We start from the raw sequence: 26,664 nt of genomic DNA on the forward strand, positions 1-26,664 counted from the left end.
CCTCTATTTTTTGAATACCCTCTAGAGTCATTTCTAATTGCGTGTTATAATTTTCTTGAATAGTCATTTGATTATTCATAAAAAATCGTCCTTTCTTTAGAATGTATTTTGGTCAATTTCATTCTATAAAAAAGGACGATTTTTTTGTACCCTAAAAACAGAAAAAAGGGCTGAGCCGAAGGTCGATTCAATCGACTTTTCGGACAGCCCCATTTTTTTATCATCCGTGAAAGTCCGCTAGTCTGAAATGGTGTTAAATAAAGAAAAAGAGCGGAATGAGTTTGAACATTTCTCCAACCGCTCTTTTTTCATCAATTATTGGTTTTCAAAATATAAATAAAGCCCCAGAAGAATTAATAGAGTAACGATGACGGCGATTGTCACCTTAATAGGAGATACAGGGTACTTGCCGCCCACTTTGCCGGTTTGTCCGTTGACCATAAATTGATAGGTTTTGTCCCGATAACGGAAGGTGGATAGCCATAGCGGCAGCATGAGATATTTATATGTAATATCCGAATGGACGGTTGAAAATCTTAAATTTTTCACCACATCGGCATGATGTTTCCACAAAATATGGTGGGTAATTTGGGTTTCAAGATAATCGTGTATTTCTTCCTTTGCGATTTGCCATCCTTCATCAAGGCCAATGCTGTAGCGTTCGGCCGCAAACCCTTGCAAATAATCTTTATTATAGGACCTTGCCTGTTTCAATTGAAAAGGTTCCACTTTGTTTAAAATGAAAGGGTCATAACGTTTGGAAGCGAGCACGAGATGGTCGTCGATAAATTCTTGATAAAATCCCCTTGTGCGATACCAATCCGTGACGGTTTGCGGTTTCCCGTCTTTATCATAAACCGTTCTTCTTCGTCCGTAAGAGGCAGTGTATTGGGAAGCCGTTTTTGTATCAAAGGTCCAATACGGCAAGTAAATGCCCGTAAATGCTTCCGCCTTTGCCGATTTTCTTGCTTCATTCGGAGCGAACCAGCGCCCTTTGATCCACTTCTGAAAATTTTCATTGGCCTGCTCTTTCGTAATTTGAAATGGAATGATGCCATTTGGTGCAATCGTATTTTCAGAATCGATTTCCATCACATGATTGGAACCGCAATAAGGGCAGACGTTTGCGACTTCCAATGCATCGTATACCAATTCCGCGGCACAGGCGTCACAAACGACCAACTTTTTCTCTTCACCCCACCGGAAACTGCTTCTTGCTTCCGCTTCATGGAAATCCAGCTCCTGCACTTCCTCGTCCACTTGCATATCCGCATCCGGAATATGCTCTTCATGGTGGCAATACGGGCATACCAAGCTGCCGGTTCCGGGATGAAATTTGATAGAGGCTCCGCAAGATGGACATTTCGCATCATACTCATCGACTTCGATGATTCGCTTTTCCTCGTTGCTCATGCTGGTCCCCCTTATTTGCGATCATTCTCATCAATGATATCTCCACATTCCGGGCAGAACTTTGGCGTGAAGGACGGGTCTTCCGGTTGCCAGCCGCATTTGTCGCATGTCAGCTTGAAATCAGCCGGCTTCGGTGCACCGCATTCATGGCAGAACTTGCCTTTGTTTTCCGTGCCGCATTGGCAAATCCAAGTGTGGGAAGACGGCCGCTTGTTCCCGCATTCCGTGCAGAAATTTCCTTGATTTTGAGCCCCGCAAGCACATTGCCAAACCGCGTTTTGTGACTGGACATGAGCAGGTTGTTGTTTTGCCCCCATTTCCAATAAATCTTTCGAGTTTATTCCCCCTGCCTGTTGTGCCATTTGCATGCCGGCAAATCCGACGAAAGCTCCACCCTCATTTTCCGCCGCTTTTCTCATCGCTTCACTTTGGGCATCAATCATCGTCGCACCAGCCATGGATGGATTGCGGAACACGGCGCTTCTTTGCAGTTGTTTGATCATGTTTTCATCTTCTTCCGAAGCATTGACCGCATTGATGCCGAATGAAACGATTTCGATGCCCCTTTGCTTTCTCCATTTATCCGATAACACTTCATTCAGTGCTTGGGCGATCTCCATCGTGTGTTGGGGAAGTTCGCTGTAGCGTACGCCCATCGCCGAAATTTTTGCAAAGGCCGGTTGCAATGCCGTCAACAATTCCGACCGCAGCTGGCCATCGATTTCAGCCCGTTTATATTCTTCTTGCACATTTCCGGAAACGTTCGTATAAAAAAGAATCGGGTCCACAATTTTATAGGAATATTCTCCATGGCAACGAATGGAGATGTCGATATCCAGCCCGATGTTCCGGTCGATGATGCGGAAAGGAATCGGTGTAGGCGTTCCATATTTATTTCCTGTGATTTCTTTCATATTAAAGAAATAAATCCGCTGATCTTTTCCAGGTTCGCCGCCGAAACTGAAACGCTTTCCGAGGGATTCGAAACTTGCCTGGACAGATTCGTTCAAGTCCCCATAAAAAATGCTCGGTTCCGTTGAAAAATCGTATACGTATTCCCCCGGTTCAGAGCAGAATTCCACGATTTTTCCCTGGTCGACAATAATCATGCTTTGCCCTTCGTTGATGGCAATGATGGAACCGTTGCTGATGATATTGTCGCTTCCTTTTCGATTAAAGCCCCGTTTGCCTCCGCGTTTTTTTCCTTTTGTTATTAATACGTCCGCCGGGATGGAGTCGCAATAAAAATACTCTCTCCATTGATCCGCAAGCACCCCGGCCAAAGCGCCAACCCCCGCTTTCAATAAGCCCATCACATTCCCTCCAATCTACTAATTGCCATATAATTCATTCTACTTCGAATCCCATTCGAATGCATTATAATTTCATGAAAATTCTGCTTGAACACATGATTTGAATCATGCATGATAAAAATAAGAGAAGTTAGAAATATTATGAATACAAGGAGAAAAAAGAGATGACGTTGAAATTTATCCATTATCCAAAATGCACAACTTGCAAAAAAGCGCAAAAATGGTTGGACGAAAATGGAATAAACTATGAAGCCATTCATATTGTAGAACAAACTCCTACGAAGGAAGAATTAAAATCCTATTGGGAAAAAAGCGGACTGCCTCTGAAAAAGTTTTTTAACACATCCGGACAAAAGTATAGATCCCTTGGTTTAAAGGATAAACTAAATGCGATGTCCGAAGAGGAACAGCTGGAATTGCTTGCCTCTGATGGAATGTTGATCAAGCGTCCAATCGTGACGGATGGGGAAAAAGTCACTCTTGGATTCAAAGAGGAAGAGTTTGAAAAGACATGGAAGTAATCCACTGAAATGGCTTGTTTTTTGCTATGGAAATATGTCAAACTGGTTAAAAGATTACATATGATGGAGGTTAAAGTATGACAGTACCTAAGGAATTACGTTATACTTCAGAACATGAATGGGTAAAAGTGGAAGATGGTAAAGTGCGTGTTGGAATCACTGATTTCGCGCAATCTGAACTTGGCGATATTGTGTTCGTGGAACTTCCGCAAGTGGGTGACGAAATTCAAATGAACGAGCCGTTTGGAAGCGTTGAATCCGTAAAAACGGTTTCTGAATTATATGCACCGGTTTCCGGCAAAGTTGTTGAAGTGAATACTGAACTGGAAGACAGCCCGGAACTTGTGAATGAATCACCATATGAAAAAGCTTGGATGATTGTCGTTGAACCTTCAGATGCTTCCCAAATCGATCAATTATTGACTGCGGAACAATACGAAGAAATCATTTCGGAATAGTATGTGAAAAACGCCAGTGAAAGAACTGGCGTTTTTTTTAAAACAAAATATAATAAATAAACAACCTTTTTATTTTATTTTTGTTTCTTCGGTTTTTATTATAGTACTTGGGGTGATCAACATGCATTATGAAAAATGTATTATTGTTGAAGGTCGTTCGGATATGATGAAATTGGCCCCCATATTTGCGGAAGAGGTGAAAATCGTCTGTACAAATGGAACCATCAGCGAAGATGCGTTGCTGGAACTCCTTGAGCCTTATGAGGAATGCGAACTATATACATTTTTTGATGCGGATCAATCGGGCGATAAATTAAGAAAATTGATGAAGCGGATCTATTCTGAGGCTACCCATCTCAACGTTCCGAAGACTTATATGGAAGTGGCGAATGCCCCAAGAAAAGTATTGGCACAATTACTGAAGGAAGCGAAATTTTCAGTACACAAAGAATATTTAGTATAGGAAATGATCGAAATGGAAGAATGGACAATTGAAACTTGGAAAGAGAAAGCAAAAAATCATGAAGTAACGGCTTTATATTTATACACACCCTTTTGCGGAACATGCAAAGTGGCATCAAAAATGTTGGAAGTCGTCGAAGTGTTGCTGCCACAGATTCCCATTGGCAAAGCGAATATCAATTTTCTGGAGGATTTCGCTTTTGAACAGCAAATCGAAAGCGTGCCTTGTCTTTTGATTACGAAGAATGGAAAAGAGCATGAAAAAGTTTATGCCTTTGAATCCGTACAAAACTTATATGAAAAGTTGAGATTATAGTTGACATATGATAGATTACATGGTACATTGGTTCCATAATTAAATAGAAAACTCTTATTAAGAGTGGTGGAGGGAAGTGCCCTATGAAACCCGGCAACCATCATATTTTTGATATGATAAGGTGCCAAATCACGCAAAGTATTTATTACTTTGAAAGATAAGAGGAAGTTTTACAAATTCTTCTGGGTTGTTCAACTTCCCTTCTACTTATCAAAGTAGGAGGTTTTTTTATTGAAATTTCCTCTTTTTACATTGCTAAAGTAATAGAATAAAAACTGTAAAATTCACAGATGCAGTATTAAAACTTTATTGCGGTTTGTCAAAGGAGTACTCATATGATTGAAGTAAAAGATGTCACAAAAATATTTAAAACGAAAGATGGAGAATTAACCGCAGTTGATCATGTCAGTTTATCCGTTCAAAAAGGTGAAATTTTCGGAATCATCGGATATAGCGGTGCCGGAAAAAGTACATTGATCCGCCTTTTGAATGGACTTGAAAAACCAACAAGCGGTTCAGTCACTGTGAATGGTCTTGAGATATCATCGATAAAAGGAAAAGAGTTGCGCAAAGCGCGCCAAAAAATCAGTATGATTTTCCAACATTTCAATCTATTGTGGTCGAGAACGGTTGCGGAAAATATCGCATTCCCTCTGGAAATCGCCGGTGTTCCAAAGGCGCAACGGGACAAGAAAGTTCAAGAATTGATCGAACTTGTGGGGCTGGGCGGAAGAGCGGATGCTTATCCTTCCCAGCTTTCCGGGGGACAAAAGCAGCGTGTGGGGATTGCGAGAGCGTTGGCAAACAATCCGGAAGTGCTGCTCTGCGATGAAGCGACGAGCGCATTGGACCCGGAAACAACCGATTCGATTTTGAGTCTGTTGCAAGATATTAATCAGCGCCTCGGATTAACGATTGTGTTGATTACCCATGAAATGCATGTCATCCGCAAAATTTGCCATCGGGTGGCGGTAATGCAAGCCGGGCGCATAGTTGAACAAGGGGACGTACTTGAGGTGTTCCGAAATCCTCAAGCGGATATTACGAAAAACTTTGTGATGCAAGTGTCCGATTCAAGAGAATCCAAAGAAGCGATTGAGCATATTTTGAAAAATTACCCAACAGGGAAATTGGTGAAATTGATTTTTGTAGGAAATACATCCGATCAACCGGTTATTTCTTACTTGATCAAAGAATTCCAAATTGATGTTAATATCCTTTACGGCAATATATCCGAAACTGCCAATGGCCCTTATGGAACATTGATCGTCCAACTTGACGGAGATAAGGAAAAAGTGGAAAAGGCGTTGGAAAAATTGCAGACGATGAACATTAAAACGGAGGTGATTTCCAATGATTGAAACTTTATTTCCAAATGTAAAGTGGGACCTCATGTGGCAAGCTACTTATGACACGGTCTACATGACGGTTGTCTCAACGGCGGTCACCTTCGTTCTTGGATTATTGATCGGTATTTTGCTTTTTTTAACTAGTCCCCATCAATTGTGGGCGAACAAAGTGGTTCATTTCTTGACGGGATCCCTTGTCAACATCTTCCGTTCGATTCCGTTTATCATATTGATCATTTTGTTGATTCCATTTACGAAGTTTTTACTTGGAACAATCCGTGGAGTAAATGCCGCTTTGCCGGCGCTGATTATCGGTTCTGCGCCATTCTATGCCCGTCTCGTTTTAATCGCATTCAGAGAAGTGGATAAAGGGGTCATTGAAGCGGCAAGATCAATGGGCGCCAATACATTTCAGATTATTTGGAAAGTGTTGATTCCGGAATCCAAACCTGCCCTCATTTCCGGCATTACGGTAACGGCTGTTGCCCTTGTCGGCTATACGGCAATGGCGGGAATCATCGGTGCTGGCGGTCTGGGTAACTTGGCATTTTTGGAAGGTTTCCAAAGAAGCCGGGAAGATGTCACGTTAATGTCAACGATTTTTATTTTGGTCATTGTATTCATCATACAATGGATTGGCGATACTATTACTGCCAAAACGGACAAGCGTTAGTTGGGTGATTTGGCGAAAGCCGTTCACATAAAAAAATTGAAGGAGAAGGAGAAAGAGGCATGAAGAAATTATTATCATTTTTGCTTTTATCCGTTCTTGTACTCGCACTAGCAGCATGCGGTACGAAAGACGATGCAAATTCTTCGTCTGATGAAGGAACAAAAGACGACGAAACAAAAGAAAAAGTAACATTAAAAGTGGGTGCTTCCCATACACCGCATGCGGAGATTTTGAAAAAAGCCAAACCTATTTTGGAAAAAGAAGGAATTGAACTGGAAATTGAAGAATATCAAGACTATGTATTGCCAAACGAAGATTTGAACAATGGCGACCTTGATGCAAACTACTTCCAACACATTCCGTATCTTGAACAAAAAGTGGCCGAAGAAGGTTATGATCTAGTCAATGCTGGCGGTATCCACATCGAACCGATCGGCATCTACTCCAAAAAATATAAATCTTTGGATGAACTGCCTGATGGTGCGACAATCCTGATTTCAAACTCAATTCCTGACCATGGCCGCATTTTATCATTGCTTGAAGCGCAAGGTTTAATCAAATTAAAAGACGGCATTGATAAAACAAAAGCCACATTGGATGATATTGTAGAAAATCCGAAAAACTTGAAAATTGAAGCAACTGACGCTCCTGAAATGATGGTTACATATTATGAAAACGAAGAAGGAGACGCAGTTGTCATCAACTCCAACTTTGCGATTGACGCAGGCATCAACCCTGTAAAAGATTCCATCGCCATTGAAGGTTCAGAATCACCTTATGTAAACGTAATTGCTGTACGTTCTGGCGATGAAAACCGCGAAGAAATCAAAAAATTGGTAGAAGTATTGCGCTCCAAAGAAATCCAAGACTTCATTCTTGAAGAATGGGGCGGCTCAGTAGTACCAGTAAGCGAATAATTTAGCGGTAAAAAGAGGCTGGGACATAACTAATAAAGTGAACGAGCTGCAAAAAGATTTTTTGTAAAAAATTGATTGGAGTGACGGGGCGAGTTTCTGTCGCGCACGCTTAGTCGCAAAGCAAAAGCTTTCCTGCGACGAGCCCTCTCGAGACCCCGCAGGAGCGAAGGATTGAGCTCCGAGGAGGCTCGAGCCGGGCCCGCGGAAAGCGTCCCCGGAACGGAAATCAATTTTCTTCAATTATCAAAAAAACACCATTTTCTCCCGGGAAAAAATGGTGTTTTTTATCTTTTATCCCAGCCTCTTTTTCTAATTTAAAAGGCTATTGGAATTGATTCAATCTGGAGAAGAATGAATTGACGAATTTGATAAATACTTGTTCAGAAGGAGCCAATTCCCGGTTCGCCGGATAAATGATTCCTACGTTGCGTGTGATGTTTGGGTTATCAATTTTCATTTTGATCGTTAAACGCGGGGTTGAATCATAGAAGGAGCTTTCAGGAAGCAATGTGACGCCAATGCCTGCTGCCACCATCCCTTTCAAAGCATCCATATCTTCCCCTTCCGAAGTGACTTTAGGAAGAAAACCAGCCGATTTGCATGCATCGACCACGACTTTATGTAGAATGTATCCTTCCGGGAAAAGAACAAAATTGTCATTCCGCAGTTCATCCAAATGGATTTTATCCCGTTTCGCCAGCCGATGATTGGCGGGAAGCAGGGCGCAAATATTTTCGTTGAACAAAATCATTGAATTGATGCTTTCATCTTTTCGGGGTACCGGGCCAAGAAAGGCAAGATTCAACTCCCGATTTTTCACCGCTTCGATCAAGTATCGGTAAGAACCCTGACGCAAGTGGAAATTGACATCAGGATAGTCTTTTTTAAAGGCGGAAATGACTGTCGGAAGAACGTAACTTGCTAAACTGGTAGGGAACCCGATTTTAATGGAGCCCCTTTCAGGATCCAAATATTCCTCCACTTGCTTGACCGCATAATCGATGGCATTGAGTGCGGTAATGGCATGCTCCAAAAAGATTTTGCCGATCGGTGTCAATTTCACATTCCGCCCGACCCGTTCAAAAAGTGGTGTGCCAAGCTCTTCTTCTAAATTTGCTATTTGTCTGCTCACAGCAGATTGAGCTACATGAAGGTGTTCAGCAGCGTCTGAAATATGTTCCCGCTCTGCCACTTCAACAAAATAGCGCAATTGACGTAATTCCAGAGTACTCCCTCCTAATCATCTAAAAAACAGATGAGTCTATATATGATATATATGTATTTTTTATATTAAAAGAAAATTATATAAATGTAAACGATGGAAAGTAATGATGAACCTTTAAAATGAAAGGGGCCGGAAGCGCTTATTTGAATTTTTTCTTCCTACTTTATAAATTTATTAAATAACAATTATTAAAAAAATGATTCCTATTCCTGCCATTGAAAGGATATGCAAGAAGAAAGTATATTGGAATATTTTCTTAATATTCACTCATTAATAATTGTTCTCAATTAGTCGGGGTTTATTGAAAATGAACATGCCTACTTTTTACAAAAACGATCACTGAAAAAACTGAATTGGGAATTGTAAACACTAATATTGGTGAGGTTTTTGCTGATTTATGGGAATAAAAGTTTAAAACTTTTGCATGCCCCCTTGATTTAGGTTAAGATTAGAATGATAATAAATTAGTAATGGTACTGCCAACCATAACAAAAATGGAGGTATATAGATGTCAACTTTAACAATTAAAGATCTTCATGTATCAATCGAAGGAAAAGAAATTTTAAAAGGTGTAAACCTGACAATCAATACAAATGAAGTACATGCAATCATGGGGCCAAACGGTACAGGAAAATCCACATTGGCTTCAGCGATCATGGGTCATCCTAAATATGAGGTTACTCAAGGAACAATTGAAATAGATGGACAAAATGTATTGGAAATGGAAGTGGACGAGCGGGCTAAAGCGGGGCTTTTCCTTGCCATGCAGTATCCATCCGAAATTTCAGGTGTTACCAATGCCGACTTCATCCGTTCAGCCATTAATGCCCGCCGCGGGGAAGGCAATGAAATTTCAATCATGAAATTTATCCGTGAATTGGATAAAACAATGGAATTCCTGGAAATGGATCCTGAAATGGCTCAACGTTATTTGAACGAAGGTTTCTCCGGTGGGGAAAAGAAACGTAACGAAATTCTTCAAATGATGATGCTGAAACCTAAATTCGCCATTTTGGACGAAATCGACTCCGGTCTTGATATCGACGCTTTGAAAGTCGTTTCCAAAGGCGTTAACGAAATGCGTGGCGAAGATTTTGGCTGCTTGGTGATCACCCACTATCAGCGCTTATTGAACTACATCACTCCAGATTATGTTCATGTTATGATGCAAGGCAAAATCGTGAAATCCGGCGGACCTGAGCTGGCTAAGAAATTGGAAGCGGAAGGTTATGAATGGGTCAAAAAAGAGTTGGGAATTGAAGATACAGACGCAGTAACTGAAAAAGAAGCTTAATTAGGAGGACGATGAAAGATGACGGTTGAAACAAAATTGGCGTTATCAGCTAGCGAAGTCCGCTCGTTCTCTGAATCAAACAACGAACCGAAATGGTTTACTGATTTACGTGCGGCTGCCCTTGAAAAAGCTGTTGATTTACCAATGCCGAAACCAGATAAAACAAATATTGAAAAGTGGGATTTCATCAATTTCCCAAAACATACGGTGAAAAGTGAACTTTTTGCCATTGAAGAATTGCCGGAAGAAGTAAAGGAATTAATCGATGTTGAACAGCAAGAAAATCTCTATGTTCAACGAAACAACACGCCGGTCATTTTAAAACTTTCAGATGAACTTAAATCCCAAGGCGTTATATTCACAGATTTCCTGACAGCTGTGCGCGAACATGGGGATTTGGTTCAAAAATATTTTATGACGACAGCTGTCAAATTGGATGAACATAAATTATCCGCTTATCATGCGGCTTTGGTGAATGGTGGAGTGTTCTTATACGTTCCGCAAAATGTTGTCATCGAAAAACCGATTCAAGTGGTATTCCTGAACGATGATGAAGAAGCTTCATTATTTAATCATGTGTTGATCGTAGCGGATAAAAATTCGTCCGTCACATACGTGGAAAACTACTTATCGACAGTAGAAAAGGCAAAAGGCCAAGCCAACTTGATCGAAGAAGTCATCGCATTGGATAATGCACAAGTTACTTTCGGTGCAGTCGATGTCCTTGCCGATGGATTTACAACTTATGTAAACCGCCGTGCCCATTTAAACCGTGATGCAAAAATCGATTGGGCATTGGGCTTAATGAACAACTCGGATACAATTTCCGAGAACATTACCCACCTTGTTGGCGACGGCTCCCATGCGGATACAAAAACAGTAGTGGTGGGAACAGGAAGCCAAAAGCAAAACTTTACAACGGAAGTTCGCCACTGGGGCAAAAACTCGGAAGGCTTTATTTTGACTCACGGTGTAATGAAAGATGCGGCTCAAAGCATCTTTAACGGCATCGGTAAAATTGAACATGGTGCATCCAAATCCAACGCTCAGCAAGAATCCCGCGTATTAATGCTTTCAAGCAAAGCCCGCGGGGATGCCAACCCGATTTTATTAATCGATGAAAATGATGTTATGGCTGGACATGCAGCTTCTGTGGGACGGGTGGATCCGACCCAGCTTTATTACATGATGAGCCGTGGCATTTCGAAAGAAGAAGCGGAGCGCTTGATCATCCATGGTTTCCTTGCGCCGGTTGTAAACTCATTGCCAATTGAAGGAGTAAAAAATCAGTTAACGAAAGTTATTGAAGGGAAAGTTCGTAAATGAATGAATTTCGAAAAGATTTTCCTATATTGAATCAAGAAGTAAACGGGCATCCGCTCGTTTACCTTGACAGCGCCGCAACATCTCAAAAGCCTGTGCAAGTTTTGGACGTCGTTCGCAAATATTATGATTTTGACAATGCCAATGTGCACCGCGGAGTTCACACGCTTGGAAATCGTGCAACGGATGCGTATGAAGGGGCCCGGGAAAAAATCCGCAAATTCATCAATGCCAGATCAACAAAAGAAATCATTTACACAAGAGGCACAACGACTTCCTTGAATACAGTTGCGAGTGCTTATGGAAGACAAAATGTAGAGGAAGGCGATGAAATCGTCATCACTTATATGGAACACCATTCAAACTTGATTCCATGGCAGCAACTCGCAAAAGAAAAAAAGGCGGTATTAAAATATATCGATTTGGAAGAAGACGGAACGATTTCATTGGATACAGTGAGAAAAACGATCACACCGAAAACGAAAATTGTGGCAATGACAATGGCTTCCAACGTATTGGGTACCATCAACCCGGTAAAAGAAGTTGCTGCCATTGCCCATGAAAATGGTGCGATCATGGTGGTGGATGCAGCCCAGGCAGCGCCGCATATGCCGATTGACGTACAAGATATCGATTGCGACTTTTTGGCCTTTTCCGGTCATAAAATGTGCGGTCCTACAGGAATCGGTGTCCTTTACGGCAAACAAGAACTTTTGGAAAAAACGGAGCCGATTGAATTTGGCGGCGAAATGATTGATTTCGTTGATTTATATGATTCCACATGGAAAGAGCTTCCTTGGAAGTTCGAAGGCGGTACGCCAAACATCGCCGGCGCCATTGGTTTAGGGGCTGCAATCGATTATTTGACGAATATTGGAATGGAACGGATTCGACAACATGAACATGAATTGGTAGCATATGCTTTATCTGAAATGGAGAAAATTGAAGGGATCCAAATTTATGGTCCGAAAGATCCGAATAAACGTTGCGGTCTGATTACATTCAATTTAGATGGCGTGCATCCTCACGATCTTGCAACGGTTCTCGATATGAGAGGAATTGCCATCCGTGCAGGACATCACTGTGCACAACCGTTGATGAAATGGTTGAAAGTTTCTGCAACGGCACGGGCAAGCTTCTATCTCTATAACAACAAAGAAGATATCGATGCGCTCGTTGAAGGATTGCTCGCAGCGAAGGAGTATTTTAACAATGTCTTTGAATAATTTAGATCAACTATATCGTGCGGTCATCATGGAGCATTATAAAAAACCGCGAAATAAAGGCCACTTGGATGAAAATAACGTAACCGTTGATATGAATAACCCAACTTGCGGTGACCGTATCCATTTAACATTAAAAATCAACGACGGTATTGTGGAAGATGCCAAATTTGATGGCGAGGGTTGTTCCATTTCCATGTCATCCGCTTCCATGATGACGGAAATCATCAAAGGAAAAAAAGTGGAAGAAGCACTCAAACTGGCAGAGATTTTTTCAAAAATGATGCTAGGCCAGGAAATTGATGAAGAGACGTTGGAAGAAATGGGGGATATTGCTGCACTTCAAGGTGTATCCAAATTCCCTGCCCGCATTAAATGTGCGACTCTTGCCTGGAAAGCGATGGAAAAAGGAGTAAGCCAAGAGTTAAAATAATTTGAACGGAGGAGAGAACATGGCAAAAAATGTGCCTGATATTGGCGATTACAAATACGGTTTCCGTGACAAGGACGTTTCTGTATTCCGTTCAAAACGTGGATTAACCGAAGAAATCGTCCGTGAAATTTCAACAATGAAAAATGAACCTGAATGGATGCTCGAGGCCCGTTTAAAAGCCCTTGATATATTCTATTCAAAACCAATGCCGCAATGGGGTGGCGACTTATCCGAATTAAACTTCGATGAAATCACTTACTATGTAAAACCGACGGAAGCGACTCAACGTTCCTGGGATGAAGTGCCTGAAGAAATCAAAAGAACGTTCGACCGTTTAGGTATTCCGGAAGCGGAACAAAAATATTTGGCCGGCGTTTCCGCCCAATACGAATCAGAAGTGGTTTACCACAACATGAAAAAAGAACTTGAAGAAAAAGGAATCATCTTCAAAGATACAGACTCCGCTTTGAAAGAAAACGAAGAGCTGTTCAAAAAGTATTGGGGAACAGTGGTGCCGGCTTCCGACAACAAATTTGCCGCTTTGAATACAGCTGTTTGGTCCGGTGGTTCATTCATCTACGTTCCACCTGGCGTGAAAGTGGAAACTCCGCTTCAAGCATACTTCCGGATCAACTCTGAAAATATGGGGCAATTCGAACGTACGTTAATCATTGTGGACGAAGGGGCTTCCGTACATTATGTGGAAGGATGTACAGCACCTGTTTACACTACAAGCTCCCTTCACTCTGCGGTGGTTGAAATCATCGTGAAGAAAGATGCTTACTGCCGTTATACGACAATCCAAAACTGGTCCAACAACGTGTACAACCTGGTGACAAAACGTACGGTTGTGGAAGCGAACGGTACAATGGAATGGATTGACGGCAACATCGGTTCCAAACTCACAATGAAATATCCTGCATGTATTTTGAAAGGTGAAGGAGCCCGCGGTATGACGTTATCCATCGCATTGGCGGGTAAAGGTCAGCACCAAGACGCCGGTGCAAAAATGATCCACTTGGCACCGAATACGTCATCCACAATCGTGTCCAAATCCATTTCAAAACAAGGCGGTAAAGTAACATACCGCGGTATTGTCCGCTTCGGTCCGAAAGCAAGCGGCGCCCGTGCGAATATCGAGTGTGACACATTGATTTTGGATAATGAATCGACTTCCGATACAATTCCATACAACGAAATATTGAATGATAATGTGTCCCTTGAGCACGAAGCGAAAGTATCCAAAGTATCCGAAGAACAATTATTCTACTTGATGAGCCGCGGCATTTCTGAACAGGAAGCGACAGAAATGATCGTTATGGGCTTCATTGAACCATTCACTCGCGAACTACCAATGGAATACGCGGTAGAAATGAACCGTTTAATTAAATTTGAAATGGAAGGTTCTATTGGATAAACCTATTAAACGTACGCTTTACCTGTAAAAATCGAGTGCATTTTGCTGCACTCGATTTTTTTAATATACATAAACACAAATATGTTCATGAGCATGGTGAATATCCACAGGCAATATAGCTGAGGATTTTCAGTTGGCTAATATTTCACTGAGAATGACTGAATTGTCCCAAATTCAATCAAAATGCTATACTAAAATAACTGTAAAAATTTTCAGAAAACAGATTGATTAATTCTAAAAAACTTGTATACTAAAATTAAACGTAACATACCAACCGGTCAGTATGAAAGGAGTTGATTAAAATGGATTTTTCCTTTTCTCCAAAAGTGGAGGAATTAATCAAAAAATTAAACCATTTTATGGAAGAGTACATTTATCCAAACGAAAAAGTATATGAAGAACAGCTAATCCAACAAGAAAACAGGTGGAGTGCCGTGCCGCCCATTATCGAAGAATTAAAGGAAAAGGCAAAAGAGCAAGGGCTTTGGAATCTGTTTTTGCCAGACAGCGAATATGGAGCAGGACTAACCAATTTAGAATATGCTCCTTTATGTGAAATTATGGGCCGTTCGCTAATAGCGCCGGAAGTGTTTAACTGCAATGCGCCGGATACAGGAAATATGGAAGTGCTAGTGAGATATGGTTCTGAACAACAAAAGAAAGAGTGGCTTATTCCATTGCTCAATGGAGAAATACGCTCATGTTTTGCAATGACAGAACCGGATGTGGCTTCATCGGATGCGACGAATATTGAAGCGAGTATTGTGCGCGATGGAGATGAATATGTAATTAACGGAAGAAAATGGTGGTCTTCGGGCGCGGGGGATCCTCGATGCAAAATTGCCATAGTGATGGGAAAAACAAACCCGAATGCCAACCGTTATGAGCAGCAATCCATGATTCTTGTTCCCTTTGATACACCAGGTGTCAAAATTGAACGAATGCTTCCGGTGTTTGGATATGACCATGCTCCACATGGCCACGGGGAAATTACCTTTGAAAATGTTCGGGTGCCAGCAGAGAACATCATCTGGGGAGAAGGGAAAGGATTTGCCATCGCCCAAGGAAGGCTAGGGCCAGGAAGAATTCATCATTGCATGAGACTGATTGGTGCTGCTGAACGCGCCCTTGAAATCATGTGCAAGCGGGTATTAAATCGTGTGGCTTTTGGAAGAACATTGGCAGAACAAGGAGTCGTTCGCGATTGGATTGCCACATCAAGAATTGAAATTGAACAAGCAAGACTGTTGACTTTAAAAGCTGCCTATATGATGGATACAGTTGGAAACAAAGAAGCAAAGACGGAAATTGCCATGATTAAAGTGGTTGCGCCGAATATTGCATTGAATGTCATCGACCGGGCGATTCAAGCATTAGGGGCAGCAGGGGTTTCTGATGATTTTCCGCTCGCTGCGATGTGGGCAAATTCTCGCACGTTAAGAATCGCTGATGGGCCAGATGAAGTGCACAAAAGACAAATTGCAAAACTGGAACTAAAAAAATATCAATAATGAAATAGAATTCCAGAATCGAACATCGTTTTATGTAAGCGTTTTATTTTTTCAAAAGAAAATAAAGAAAGAAGGGAAAGTATGCATGTTAAAGAGCTTTTTGATCTCACTGGAAAAACAGCCATAGTCACTGGCGGAGGACGAGGACTTGGAGAACAAATTGCAACAGGCCTTGCTGAAGCGGGTGCCAATGTCGTTTTATGTTCGCGAAAAGTGGAAGCTTGCCAAGAAGTTGCCAATGAATTAGAGCAGCTTGGTGTGAAAACGTTGGCATTACAATGTGACGTAACGAATCCAGAAGATGTACAGAACGTGGTGGAGCAAACGCTCAATCATTTTGGGAAGATTGATATTTTAGTCAACAATAGCGGAGCAACATGGGGAGCGCCAGCCGTTGATATGCCTTTGGAAGCATGGCAAAAAGTGATGAATGTAAATGTTACCGGAACCTTTTTAATGAGCCAGGCGGTAGGCAGGGAAATGATTAAACAAAGAGCGGGAAAAATTATTAACATTTCTTCCATTGCAGGGTTTATTGGAACAGATCCGAAGCTGATGGATACAGTTGCTTATAATGCCAGCAAAGGAGCAGTCAATACATTAACAAAAGATTTGGCGGTTAAATGGGGACAATATAACATCAACGTCAACGCCATCGCTCCTGGATTTTTCCCTACAAAAATGTCAAAAGTCATCATTGAGAGAGGAAAAGATGCCTTTTTAGAAGCAACTCCATTAAATCGCTTTGGCTCAGAAAATGATTTAAAGGGTGTCGCGCTGTTTCTAGCTTCAAAGGCTTCTGATTATATTACAGGTGAAATCATCATCGTGGATGGCGGAATGCATGCAAAATAATAAAGGATTGACGCTGAATCTAGTCCTCCAATCTTCTGGGATGCTCATTTTGCATGAAAATTTTATGATATAATTACGACAACAATATTGGAAGATTGCGGGGATTAGAGAGTGAAAGAAAAAATTATTGAAGCAAGCATCCGATTATTTGAGAACAAGGGGTATAGTGAAACTTCCATTCAAGATATTGTAGATGAGTTGGGAGTAACAAAAGGAACATTTTATTATTATTTCTCTAGCAAAGAAGAATTGTTGATGGAAATCCATCAAAACTATATTGACCATATTTTGAAGGTTCAAGAGGACATCATTTCCGACGAAAGCAAAAATAATCGAACAAAGCTTTTTGAAATTATTTATATGTTGCTTCGAAGCATCAAAACTCATGGATCAAGTGCATTAATTTTCTTCAGGGAAATGAATAATTTAAGCGAAGCAAGTTTAGCAGAAATCATTCCAAAGAGAGATAAGTTTCGTTTCAATATTGAAAAGGTAGTCCAAGAAGGCATAAGTAGTGGAGAGTTTCGTCCGGATTTAAATCCATCCATCATCACTTTAGGTATTTTAGGAATGACGAATTGGAGCTATAAGTGGTTTAAACCAGATGGTCCGCTTTCAGATAAAGAAGTATCAGAAATTTATACGGAAATCATTTTACATGGTATAGAAAAAGAAGAACGTTAAAAAAATTTGTTCTTGCTGTTTTTTATATACTAGCCATCACATACCAACCGGTTAGTATGTGATGGCTGGATGAAAAAATCGGAAGGAGTGATTTTGATGGCGGGGGTTTATAATGAAACGATTCCTGTGCGAAAAGGAGAAGAATTAAATTTAGAAGTTCTTGAATCCTTTTTGAGAAAAAATATTGACCATCTCCCAGATGTCCCTTTAGAATTGCTGCAATTTTCAGCTGGGCATTCCAATTTAACGTATCAAATTAAAATAGGAGATTGGGAGGCTGTTTTAAGAAGACCGCCATTAGGACCTGTTGCACCAAAGGCCCATGATATGGAAAGGGAATTCAACATTATTTCTGCCATCCATCCATTTTTTGATGCTGCACCAAAGCCAATATTGTTTTCCAATGATGAGTCGATTGTTGGAAGCCCCTTCTTCTTAATGGAAAGAAAACATGGAGTCCTTCTAGACACAGCTTTTCCGAGCCATATTCAACCAACTAAAGAGTTAGGCAGACGGTTGTCGGAAATTATGGTGGACCAGCTTGTCAATCTTCATTCTATCGATTTTAAACAAACGGAATTAGTGAAGATGAGCAAACCTGAAGGCTTTATGGAACGGCAAGTCCATGGCTGGATTTCTAGATTTCAGAAGTCTAAAACAGATGAAATTGAAGAAGCAGAATTGGTAATGAAATGGTTAGCAGAGCATATACCGTTACGGGATGAAGCAACGATTATTCATTATGATTATAAATTCAACAACGCCATGTTTAATGAAGAATTAACGAAAATGGTTGGATTATTTGATTGGGAGATGACGACAGTAGGCGATCCGCTTGCCGATCTTGGGGTTGCCATGAGTTATTGGGTGCAAGGCGATGACCCGAAACTGTTGAAAGTAATGTTTGGGGAACCCCTTATTACAGTAATGGATGGGTTTATGACAAGGGATGAATTTATCGAAGCCTATGCAAAGAAAAGCAAACGCGATGTGGACAATATGCAGTTTTATATGCTCTTTGCTTATTTTAAATTAGCGGTCATTGCCCAGCAAATTTACTATCGCTACAAGAAAGGGCAAACGAGGGATGAACGTTTTGCCAAGTTTGGTCAATTAGTAAAATCTCTTATCGTTTATATCAATGAAAAGCTAAATTCATAGGAAACATTGTCAAACAAAGGGGCGGCATAATGGGAAAAATTCACCTTCTCTTAACAAAGGAAGAAATTGATGAGGAAAAAATAAAAGAAGGAAATAAAATTGTTGTAGTTTTGGACGTCTTGCTAGCAACGACCACCATCACTTCCGCTTTGCATAATGGAGCCACTGAAGTTGTCCCGGTGATGAATTCTTTGGAAGCATTGGAAGCGGCAAAAGCATATGAAGAGGGGCAATATATCCTTTCCGGTGAAAGTAAAGCAAAACCCATTGAAGGATTTGTTTATCCAAGTCCATCCATCCTTCGGGAAAAAGTAAAGGGAAAAGCTTTAATTGTATCTACGACGAATGGTACAGTTGCGATTAGAAAAGCCTCTGGTGCAAAAAGGACTTATGTTTCGTCTTTATTGAATAATCCTTTTGTGGCGGAAAAGGTGAAGGAACAGGGATTAGAAGAGACGATTCTTGTGATATGTTCCGGTACTTCTGGAAAGTTGAGTTTAGAAGATTTTTATGGAGCAGGGCATTTTCTTTCCTGTTTGTTGGAGCATGATGATGGACAGTTGAAATTAACCGATGCGGCAATGGCAGCCCTTCTATTTTATAAAGGAAATGCTGGTGATGCCTTTGAAATTTTCCGTTCTTCTTATGTCGGGAAATTATTTGAAAAAAATCAGTTCATTGATGAATTAGCCTTTGCAGCGCAGCAAGGGACGATTCCCATTGTTCCGATTTTAAAAGGGCAAAAAATTGTTGCAGAACATTCTATAAAGCTATAGTACAAAAATTATTTTTTTGAATATTCGAGATTTTGAAATGGAGGTATTGCGTTTGAACACAGTGCATATCAAATTTTGGCCAAAACGGCTCACAAAAACATTAACGACGCCTAAAACAACTCTATATGATAATCTCGTGGTGACGGCAAGAAGATATCCCGATAAAACAGCAGTCTACTACTATGGGGCGCAGTATAGTTATCAAGAAATCTTGCAGCAAGTGAATAATTTAGCCGGATACCTTCAACAAAAATTGGACGTTCAACCTGGAGACAGGGTGATTTTATATATGCAAAATTCCCCACAATATCTCATTGCTTTTTATGCGATATTGCGGGCAAGAGCGATCGTTGTACCAATTAACCCGATGAATACGACGAATGAACTTTCTTATTATATTAAAGATTGCGAAGTGAAAACAGCAATTGTTGGGCAAGAGCTGTTCCCTCAAATTGAACCGCTCCAAGGAAGCACTTCGTTGGAACATATCATTGTAGCAACTTATTCTGATTATTTGCCGGAAGAATTGAAGATTGACAATTTATCAAGCGAATTAACTGCTCCTAGAAAAGAAAATCTCAAAGAACATCAGTTTTTATGGAAAGATGTTTTAGAAGAAACAATAACGCCTTTTCCTTATGGAGGGAAAAGCGATGATGTAATAGTTTTGCCATACACTTCAGGCACTACCGGTTTGCCTAAAGGTTGCATCCATACAAATGAAACAGTTCAAGCCAATGTTGTAAGTGCAAGCTATTGGCTAAATACTACATCTGATGCCGTTCATTTAACGACTTTGCCTTTATTCCATGTGACAGGCATGGTGCATAGTATGCATGCGCCAATTTTTACAGGGTCTGCAATGGTTATTTTAACAAGATGGAACCGAGAACACGCCGTTCAATTTATTCAAGATTATAAATGCACCCACTGGATTAATATTAGCACAATGGTGATTGATTTCTTGGCGAATCCCAAATTAAGAGAATACGATTTATCTTCCCTTTCAGTTATTGCTGGGGGAGGCGCTCCTTTGCCGGAAGCGGTGGGCGAAAAATTATTTGAGGCTACTGGCTTAAAGTTTGTAGAAGGCTATGGGCTATCTGAAACCATTTCCCATACGCACTTTAATCCGCCTGATCGACCAAAACTGCAATGTTTAGGAGTTCCTGCTTTTGAAGTAGATGCGCGAATCATAGATCCTGTGACTTTGAAAGAACTAGGAGTAGGTGAAGTAGGAGAAATTGTTGTAAACGGTCCTCAAGTATTTAAAGGATACTATAATCAGCCTGAAGAAACAGAACAAGCTTTTGTTGAACTAGATGGGAAGAAATTTTTCCGCACTGGCGATATTGGACGGGTGGATGAGGAAGGATACTTCTTTATTGTGGACCGTGTCAAACGGATGATTAATGCATCTGGCTTTAAAGTGTGGCCTACGGAAGTGGAGTCCATTTTGTATAAACATCCAGCGATTCAGCAAGCTTGTGTTGTCGGCGTTCCAGACCCAAAACGAGGTGAAACGGTAAAGGCATTTGTCATTTTAAATGATGACTATGTTGGAAAGGTAACGGAAGAGGAAATTATTGAATGGTCAAAAGGGCAAATGGCCGCTTATAAGTACCCAAGAATTATAGAGTTTAGAAAAACATTGCCAACAACAGCAAGCGGAAAAATTTTATGGAGACAACTTCAAGAAGAAGAATGGAAGATGAAAGCAAAATAATTGTGATTGCAATTAAGCTTGTAATTCCCAAAACCTTCTCCTAATAAAAAAGAAGCAGGGCGCACGTTGCCCTGCTTTCTATATGTGCGCCCGGCATGTACATGAACTATGGGGTATAAGTCCCGAACCCCGAAGACAGAAGTAGAGGTTAGCTTAACGCAAGGGTGTCCGTGGTGACGCGGAATCTGAAGGAAGCTGGAGGCAAAACACCGGTCCGAGGAACACGAACCTCATATAAGGCTAGGTATGATTGAGTGAGTTTGCACAACAAAACAAAGCTCTTTCTGTCGAAGGTCATATCGAGTAAATGAGGCGGATAGATGGTGTGAAAGTGCATGTACTTACCCGGGGAGGTCTGGCGGATAGGTGAAGTACGCTTCATAACCTACTTAGTGATAAGGAGCTGAACCGTCAGAAGTCAGCAGAGGTCATCGTATTAGTTGGTTTAGAACTACTAAGAAGGACCGAACAATGAAGAGAGAATAGCCCTTGGCATTCGGTGAGTCATGATGAACACAGAAAACGTAGTACCTCACTTGAGGAAGGAAGCGGTGAATCCCGTGGGAGACCTCTTGGAGCGTGGAGTGACCACTGGCATAAAGAGAACAGCTATTCACGGAAGTTATAAAAACTTGCGTCAAAATTATCTTAATTGAACCGCCGTATACGGAACTGTACGTACGGTGGTGTGAGAGGACGGGAGTTCATCGCTCCCTCCTACTCGAATTATAAGGAAGTTTCTATGAAGGTTTATGGCGGACTGAAAGCTATTTGATATATCCTTTTTCAAGTAAAAATTCAATCAATTGATTTTTGCATTCCTCAATGGAATATTTTTCGCTGTCCACGACGATTTCCGGATTGTCCGGCGCTTCATAAGGGGCGCTGATGCCCGTAAAGTTTGGAATTTCATTATTTCGGGCTTTTTTGTACAACCCTTTCGGATCTCTGCGTTCACATTCTTCAATGGAACATTGTACATACACTTCGATGAATTCATCTGCTTCCACAAGGGATCGGACTGAAGCCCGGTCTTCTTTATAAGGTGAAATGAAAGCCGTCAACACGATTTGTCCGCTTTCTACAAAGAGTTTGGATACTTCGCCAATGCGGCGGATGTTTTCCTTTCTGGATTGTTCGTCAAAGCCCAAATCTTTGTTCAGACCGTGGCGGATGTTGTCGCCATCGAGGACAAAGGCTTGATTTCCCCGGTCAAACAATTCCTTTGCCAATGCATTAGCAATGGAGGATTTTCCGGATGCGGATAATCCCGTGAACCATAGGATGAAACTGTGATGACCATTTTTCTTGCGATAATCCGCTTTTGTGATGGATGTATCATGCCATACGATGTTAGAACTCATTGTAACAACTCCTTATGAATGAACTTCTTCCCGAAGCCCGCGGATTAAGACTTCTACCACTTCTTTGCGGCTGAATGTGCTTGGCGGAACTTCCCCGTTGCGCAACATTTCGCGCACTTTCGTTCCGGATAAAATGATGCGGGTGGATGCATCGTGCGGGCATGTTTTCGTTGTGGCCATTCCGTCGCAAGCTGTGCAATAGAAGCTGTGTTCAAATTTAAGCGGCGTGATGCCGATTTCTTCCGGTTTGAATTGGTCAAAAATCTTTTGGGCGTCGTATGTGCCGTAATAGTTTCCCACACCGGCATGGTCACGGCCCACAATAAAATGGGTGCAACCGTAATTTTTGCGCACAAGGGCGTGGAAAATCGCTTCCCTTGGTCCGGCGTAGCGCATCGCTGCAAGGAATACGCCTAACTGCACCCGATCTTTCGGATAGTAATTTTCAAGCAATACTCCGTAGCTTTCCATGCGGATTTTTGCCGGAATATCATCCGATTTTGTTTCTCCCACTAAAGGATTGAGGAATAGCCCGTCAACGATTTCCAAAGCCACTTTTTGGATGTATTCATGGGCGCGGTGTACCGGGTTTCGTGTTTGGAAACCAACGACCGTTTTCCATCCTTTTTTCTCAAATAATTCCCGAGTTTCAACCGGGTCGTAAGTGTAGTCGGGGAATTGTTTGATTGTTCTCTTGACAAGGGTGATTTTCCCGCCGACATACACATTTGGACGGTCAAACAATTTTTTCACGCCAGGATGGTTTAAATCATCTGTTCCATACACATTTTTGGCTTCAACGGTTTTATCCGGTTTGTAAATATCTTGAATTTCGATGATTCCGTATACTTCTCCATCAAAGACTAACTTGGCTTTGTCGCCAACTTTTAATGTGCTAGCCAATTCTTCTGTTACCGGAAGCGTAATGGGAATGCTCCAAACAATCCCGTTTGCCAAACGCATATTTTCTACTACGCTTTTATAATCTTCTTCGGATAAGAAGCCGTCGATTGGGCTATAAGCACCGACTCCGATCAACTCCAAATCACTGATCGCAATCCCATCAAGGGGAATTTCTTTTTGCAGATGTTCATAGGGCTCATTTGGGTCGTAGGCGTTCACCAATACGCCGCCATGGGGTTGAATGGTTGTCATTTTTCATTCCTCCTAATCAACATGTAATCCACATTCTGTTTTATTGAAACCTGCCCATCTGCCGGAACGCAAATCATCCAATGTATAAGCCGGTTTTGTGCAGTGGGCGCATCCGATGCTGGGGTAACCTTGGTCATGGAGCGGGTTGTAATCCAACTGATGTTTGCTTACATAACGCCACACATCTTTCCAAGTCCAATGAATCAACGGACAGATTTTAACGGATTGGAACTTATTATCTTTGTTCAGGAAGTTCACATGTTTTCTAGTTTCCGATTGTTCCCGGCGCAATCCGGAAATCCATGCTTTCGCACCGGTCAAAGTTTCCCGGAGAGGGATGATTTTCCGGATTTCGCAACACTTGTTTGGGTCTTTTTTCCAGAGTTCATCTCCATACAATTTTGCTTGTTCTTCCAATGAAATGGCTGGTTTTTTAAGTATGATGTTTAACGATGGATATCTTTTCTTCACCTTTTCAATGGTTTCATAGGTTTCTTTGAAATGAACCTCCGTATCTAAAAAGACGATTTGTGCATCAGCCTTCACCTTTGAAATCAGGTCAATGAGCACAATCCCCTCGATACCAAAACTGCATGCGTAAATAACATCTTCACCATATTGGTCATAGGCCCACCGAAGGACATTCAAAGCGCCCTTGTATGTTTCATCCACTTCGAAATCAATGGGCGGATCTTGCCAAGTTTGATAAGTCAGCATGTACTTCCTCCTTTCAATAAAAAAGGAGGCGTTTTAATGTAATAAAAAATTTCAAAAACCTTACATTAAAACGCCTCTAGTTTTCTAGTCAGCGTATGATATTCAATTGATTAAAAATAAAATGTAATTTAAAGTATACTATTTTACTTGGAGAAATCAATATTAAAATGGCAATTTATAAATTTTTTAAAAACCATGTTGACTTATCGGAAAAATTTGATTATTGTATGAAACAAAGAATACGACAAGAAAGCGCAACTGATCAGACAAACTGAAGGTTGCCTGCATGCCCTCTTTGATGGGGCTTGTAGGCAGCCTTCTTTTATTTTTTAAAAAGAAAAGGAGAGATGAAAACATGAAAAAGAAAAGGAGATTACTATTATTAATTGGAATCATTTCACTTTTATTAGTATTGTCAGCTTGCGGCAGAAAAGGGGCAAGCGGCGATGAAACTTCCAATAGCGCAAGCGGAAACAACACTACCGCTTCCAAGGAACCTGTTGAACTATTAAATGTTTCCTATGACCCGACACGGGAATTATATGAAGAATTCAACAAAGCCTTTGCAGCCCATTGGAAAGAAGAAACCGGCCAGGAAGTGAAAATCCAGCAATCCCACGGCGGATCTGGAAAACAAGCGAGATCTGTCATTGATGGAATTGAAGCGGATGTTGTCACACTGGCATTGGCTTATGACATTGATGAAATTGCCTTGACACGCCAATTATTGAACGAAGATTGGCAAAAAGAGTTTGAAAACAATTCTTCGCCATACACTTCAACCATTGTCTTTTTAGTTCGCAAAGGGAATCCGAAAAATATCAAAGATTGGGATGACTTGACAAAAGAAGGTGTGTCCGTCATCACACCTAACCCGAAAACAAGCGGTGGTGCACGCTGGAATTACTTGGCGGCATGGGCATTTGCCAGCAGAAAATATAACGGCGATGAAGCAAAAATCAAACAATTTATGAAAGATTTATATAGCAATGTGGAAGTGTTGGATTCAGGCGCGCGCGGATCTACAACAACATTTGTGGAACGCGGCATTGGTGACGTGTTGATTGCATGGGAAAACGAAGCATATCTGTCTTTAAAAGAATTTGGGGAAGATGAATTTGAAATTGTCACACCTTCTTTAAGTATTTTGGCTGAACCTCCAGTGGCCATTGTGGACAAAATCGTTGATAAAAAAGGTACACGCAAAGTGGCGGAAGCATACTTGAAATATTTATACAGCGAAGAAGGCCAAGAAATTGCAGCGAAAAACTTCTATCGTCCACGCGATGAAAAAGTGTTGGAAAAATATAAAGATCAATTCCAAGATCTGGAGTTGGTCACTGTAGAAGAATTCGGCGGCTGGCAGGAAGCTCAAAAAACGCATTTTGCTGACGGCGGAACATTTGATGAAATTTATCAATAATGGCTAACTTGAACTGTTTGAATTGAACAGCTTTTCGGTTGGGATTTAATGAATCAGCATAAAGGGGGTCGACAGCGCCATTCCTTTATGCTGAATCTTCATAATGGAGTGATTTATGTGGAATTCACGTTGAAAAGGAAGAAAAGAGGCACAATCATCCCTGGATTTTCTCTGACCCTCGGATATACAATGCTCTATTTGAGCATGATTGTTTTGCTCCCATTATCAATGATTGTAATAAATACGCTTTCGATGAGTTGGAGCGAATTTTACGAAACCATCACCCATCCCCGGGCAGTGGCTTCTTATAAATTGAGTTTTGGCAGTGCTTTGGCTGCCGGGATGGTCAATGTGATTTTCGGGACGATTATTGCATGGGTGCTTACCCGATATGATTTTCCGGGAAAGAAAATCATCGATGGGCTTGTAGATTTGCCTTTTGCGTTGCCAACTGCGGTTGCAGGGATCGCGTTGACGGCACTTTATGCCCCAAGCGGATGGATTGGACAATTTTTTGATTTTAAAATTGCGTATACGCCGCTTGGCATTGTCATTGCCCTCACATTTATCGGGTTGCCATTTGTTGTCCGGACAGTTCAACCGGTCTTGCAAAATCTGAGCAGAGAGGTGGAGGAAGCATCTGCAAGCCTCGGTGCGAACCGGTTCCAAACCTTTGTGAAAGTGATTTTGCCTGAACTGTATCCGGCCATGATCACAGGATTTGCTTTGGCCTTTTCAAGAGCGATTGGTGAATATGGTTCGGTTGTATTTATTGCGGGGAATATGCCAATGAAAACGGAAATCACACCGCTCATTATCATGACAAAACTTGAACAATACGACTACGTTGGAGCTACCGCCATCGCTGTTGTCATGCTTGTCGGTTCATTTGTCGCACTACTGATCATTAATCTCATCCAATGGAGAATGAACCGGAAATTCAATTACTAGGAAG

The 26,664-nt window shown here is 41.3% G+C and carries 26 protein-coding genes and 1 riboswitch; of the genes, 20 read left to right on the forward strand and 6 right to left on the reverse strand.

The window, feature by feature from the left end:
* Window positions 1-315: 315 nt before the first annotated feature.
* On the reverse strand, window positions 316-1,413 hold the full coding sequence (locus ACFPOH_RS08700; protein WP_342581713.1) for a TFIIB-type zinc ribbon-containing protein: 1,098 nt from the start codon (window positions 1,411-1,413) through the stop codon (window positions 316-318).
* Between the two features lie 11 nt (window positions 1,414-1,424).
* Window positions 1,425-2,726 (reverse strand): SPFH domain-containing protein, encoded by a 1,302-nt coding sequence (locus ACFPOH_RS08705; protein WP_342468779.1) that lies wholly within the window; start codon window positions 2,724-2,726, stop codon window positions 1,425-1,427.
* Window positions 2,727-2,890: 164 nt separating this feature from the next.
* On the opposite strand from ACFPOH_RS08705, the gene ACFPOH_RS08710 reads away from it, so the two are divergent.
* The 7 genes from ACFPOH_RS08710 to ACFPOH_RS08740 all read left to right on the forward strand — a co-directional run bounded on the left by ACFPOH_RS08710 (window position 2,891) and on the right by ACFPOH_RS08740 (window position 7,422).
* Complete coding sequence (locus ACFPOH_RS08710) at window positions 2,891-3,247, forward strand: arsenate reductase family protein (protein WP_342468780.1); 357 nt, start codon at window positions 2,891-2,893, stop codon at window positions 3,245-3,247.
* 77 nt (window positions 3,248-3,324) lie between these two features.
* Complete coding sequence (gcvH, locus tag ACFPOH_RS08715) at window positions 3,325-3,705, forward strand: glycine cleavage system protein GcvH (RefSeq protein WP_342468781.1); 381 nt, start codon at window positions 3,325-3,327, stop codon at window positions 3,703-3,705.
* 121 nt (window positions 3,706-3,826) lie between these two features.
* Window positions 3,827-4,168 carry a toprim domain-containing protein gene (locus ACFPOH_RS08720; RefSeq protein ID WP_342468782.1) on the forward strand — a complete coding sequence of 114 codons (342 nt, stop codon included), beginning with the start codon at window positions 3,827-3,829 and terminating at the stop codon, window positions 4,166-4,168.
* Window positions 4,169-4,180: 12 nt separating this feature from the next.
* Window positions 4,181-4,483 (forward strand): thioredoxin family protein, encoded by a 303-nt coding sequence (locus tag ACFPOH_RS08725; RefSeq protein WP_342468783.1) that lies wholly within the window; start codon window positions 4,181-4,183, stop codon window positions 4,481-4,483.
* A gap of 51 nt (window positions 4,484-4,534) precedes the next feature.
* A riboswitch (SAM riboswitch) is annotated at window positions 4,535-4,647 on the forward strand.
* A gap of 171 nt (window positions 4,648-4,818) precedes the next feature.
* Window positions 4,819-5,844, forward strand: coding sequence for a methionine ABC transporter ATP-binding protein (locus ACFPOH_RS08730; protein WP_342468784.1), 1,026 nt, complete (start codon window positions 4,819-4,821; stop codon window positions 5,842-5,844).
* A complete protein-coding gene (locus tag ACFPOH_RS08735) occupies window positions 5,837-6,505 on the forward strand; it encodes a methionine ABC transporter permease (RefSeq protein WP_390309419.1) in 669 nt (222 codons plus the stop codon). The genes ACFPOH_RS08730 and ACFPOH_RS08735 overlap by 8 nt, the downstream gene beginning before the upstream one ends.
* Window positions 6,506-6,564: 59 nt before the next feature.
* Window positions 6,565-7,422, forward strand: a complete 858-nt coding sequence (locus ACFPOH_RS08740; protein WP_342581710.1) for a MetQ/NlpA family ABC transporter substrate-binding protein — start codon at window positions 6,565-6,567, stop codon at window positions 7,420-7,422.
* Window positions 7,423-7,744: 322 nt separating this feature from the next.
* Here the strand turns inward: ACFPOH_RS08740 and ACFPOH_RS08745 are convergent, their stop codons facing one another.
* Complete coding sequence (locus tag ACFPOH_RS08745) at window positions 7,745-8,647, reverse strand: LysR family transcriptional regulator (protein WP_342471258.1); 903 nt, start codon at window positions 8,645-8,647, stop codon at window positions 7,745-7,747.
* A gap of 508 nt (window positions 8,648-9,155) precedes the next feature.
* On the opposite strand from ACFPOH_RS08745, the gene sufC reads away from it, so the two are divergent.
* The 11 genes from sufC to ACFPOH_RS08800 all read left to right on the forward strand — a co-directional run bounded on the left by sufC (window position 9,156) and on the right by ACFPOH_RS08800 (window position 21,050).
* Window positions 9,156-9,941, forward strand: a complete 786-nt coding sequence (gene sufC, locus ACFPOH_RS08750) for a Fe-S cluster assembly ATPase SufC (protein ID WP_342468787.1) — start codon at window positions 9,156-9,158, stop codon at window positions 9,939-9,941.
* 18 nt (window positions 9,942-9,959) lie between these two features.
* A complete protein-coding gene (sufD, locus tag ACFPOH_RS08755; RefSeq protein WP_342468788.1) occupies window positions 9,960-11,267 on the forward strand; it encodes a Fe-S cluster assembly protein SufD in 1,308 nt (435 codons plus the stop codon).
* On the forward strand, window positions 11,264-12,490 hold the full coding sequence (locus ACFPOH_RS08760) for a cysteine desulfurase (RefSeq protein ID WP_342468789.1): 1,227 nt from the start codon (window positions 11,264-11,266) through the stop codon (window positions 12,488-12,490). The genes sufD and ACFPOH_RS08760 overlap by 4 nt, the downstream gene beginning before the upstream one ends.
* Complete coding sequence (gene sufU, locus ACFPOH_RS08765; protein ID WP_342468790.1) at window positions 12,477-12,920, forward strand: Fe-S cluster assembly sulfur transfer protein SufU; 444 nt, start codon at window positions 12,477-12,479, stop codon at window positions 12,918-12,920. Before ACFPOH_RS08760 ends, sufU begins: the two co-directional genes overlap by 14 nt.
* Before the next feature lie 19 nt (window positions 12,921-12,939).
* Window positions 12,940-14,337, forward strand: a complete 1,398-nt coding sequence (gene sufB, locus ACFPOH_RS08770; RefSeq protein WP_342468791.1) for a Fe-S cluster assembly protein SufB — start codon at window positions 12,940-12,942, stop codon at window positions 14,335-14,337.
* 302 nt (window positions 14,338-14,639) lie between these two features.
* The gene (locus tag ACFPOH_RS08775; RefSeq protein ID WP_390309421.1) at window positions 14,640-15,848 is read left to right on the forward strand and encodes an acyl-CoA dehydrogenase; all 1,209 of its coding nucleotides are present in this window, start codon (window positions 14,640-14,642) and stop codon (window positions 15,846-15,848) included.
* Window positions 15,849-15,929: 81 nt separating this feature from the next.
* The gene (locus tag ACFPOH_RS08780) at window positions 15,930-16,703 is read left to right on the forward strand and encodes an SDR family oxidoreductase (protein WP_390309422.1); all 774 of its coding nucleotides are present in this window, start codon (window positions 15,930-15,932) and stop codon (window positions 16,701-16,703) included.
* A gap of 111 nt (window positions 16,704-16,814) precedes the next feature.
* On the forward strand, window positions 16,815-17,387 hold the full coding sequence (locus tag ACFPOH_RS08785) for a TetR/AcrR family transcriptional regulator (protein ID WP_390309423.1): 573 nt from the start codon (window positions 16,815-16,817) through the stop codon (window positions 17,385-17,387).
* Between the two features lie 96 nt (window positions 17,388-17,483).
* Entirely contained in the window at window positions 17,484-18,548 is a 1,065-nt protein-coding gene (locus tag ACFPOH_RS08790) for a phosphotransferase family protein (RefSeq protein ID WP_390309424.1), read from the forward strand.
* Window positions 18,549-18,577: 29 nt separating this feature from the next.
* On the forward strand, window positions 18,578-19,324 hold the full coding sequence (locus ACFPOH_RS08795; protein WP_208650325.1) for a 2-phosphosulfolactate phosphatase: 747 nt from the start codon (window positions 18,578-18,580) through the stop codon (window positions 19,322-19,324).
* Window positions 19,325-19,376: 52 nt separating this feature from the next.
* A complete protein-coding gene (locus tag ACFPOH_RS08800) occupies window positions 19,377-21,050 on the forward strand; it encodes a long-chain fatty acid--CoA ligase (protein ID WP_390309425.1) in 1,674 nt (557 codons plus the stop codon).
* A gap of 767 nt (window positions 21,051-21,817) precedes the next feature.
* Here ACFPOH_RS08800 and cysC read toward each other — a convergent pair.
* From cysC to ACFPOH_RS08815, 3 genes are read right to left on the reverse strand one after another with little or no spacing between them, the layout of a single operon-like run.
* On the reverse strand, window positions 21,818-22,414 hold the full coding sequence (gene cysC / locus ACFPOH_RS08805; RefSeq protein ID WP_342468793.1) for an adenylyl-sulfate kinase: 597 nt from the start codon (window positions 22,412-22,414) through the stop codon (window positions 21,818-21,820).
* Window positions 22,415-22,426: 12 nt separating this feature from the next.
* Entirely contained in the window at window positions 22,427-23,569 is a 1,143-nt protein-coding gene (gene sat, locus ACFPOH_RS08810; protein ID WP_390309426.1) for a sulfate adenylyltransferase, read from the reverse strand.
* A 12-nt stretch (window positions 23,570-23,581) separates the two neighbouring features.
* Window positions 23,582-24,286, reverse strand: coding sequence for a phosphoadenylyl-sulfate reductase (locus tag ACFPOH_RS08815; protein ID WP_342468795.1), 705 nt, complete (start codon window positions 24,284-24,286; stop codon window positions 23,582-23,584).
* Window positions 24,287-24,641: 355 nt separating this feature from the next.
* Between ACFPOH_RS08815 and ACFPOH_RS08820 the strand changes: the two genes are divergently transcribed.
* Entirely contained in the window at window positions 24,642-25,709 is a 1,068-nt protein-coding gene (locus ACFPOH_RS08820) for a sulfate ABC transporter substrate-binding protein (protein ID WP_390309427.1), read from the forward strand.
* Window positions 25,710-25,796: 87 nt separating this feature from the next.
* Window positions 25,797-26,660 carry a sulfate ABC transporter permease subunit CysT gene (gene cysT, locus ACFPOH_RS08825; protein WP_342471259.1) on the forward strand — a complete coding sequence of 288 codons (864 nt, stop codon included), beginning with the start codon at window positions 25,797-25,799 and terminating at the stop codon, window positions 26,658-26,660.
* The last annotated feature ends 4 nt before the right edge of the window (window positions 26,661-26,664 follow it).

Origin of the sequence: Ureibacillus suwonensis (assembly GCF_042655065.1) — a bacterium.
Classification (GTDB): Bacteria; Bacillota; Bacilli; order Bacillales_A; family Planococcaceae; genus Ureibacillus; species Ureibacillus suwonensis.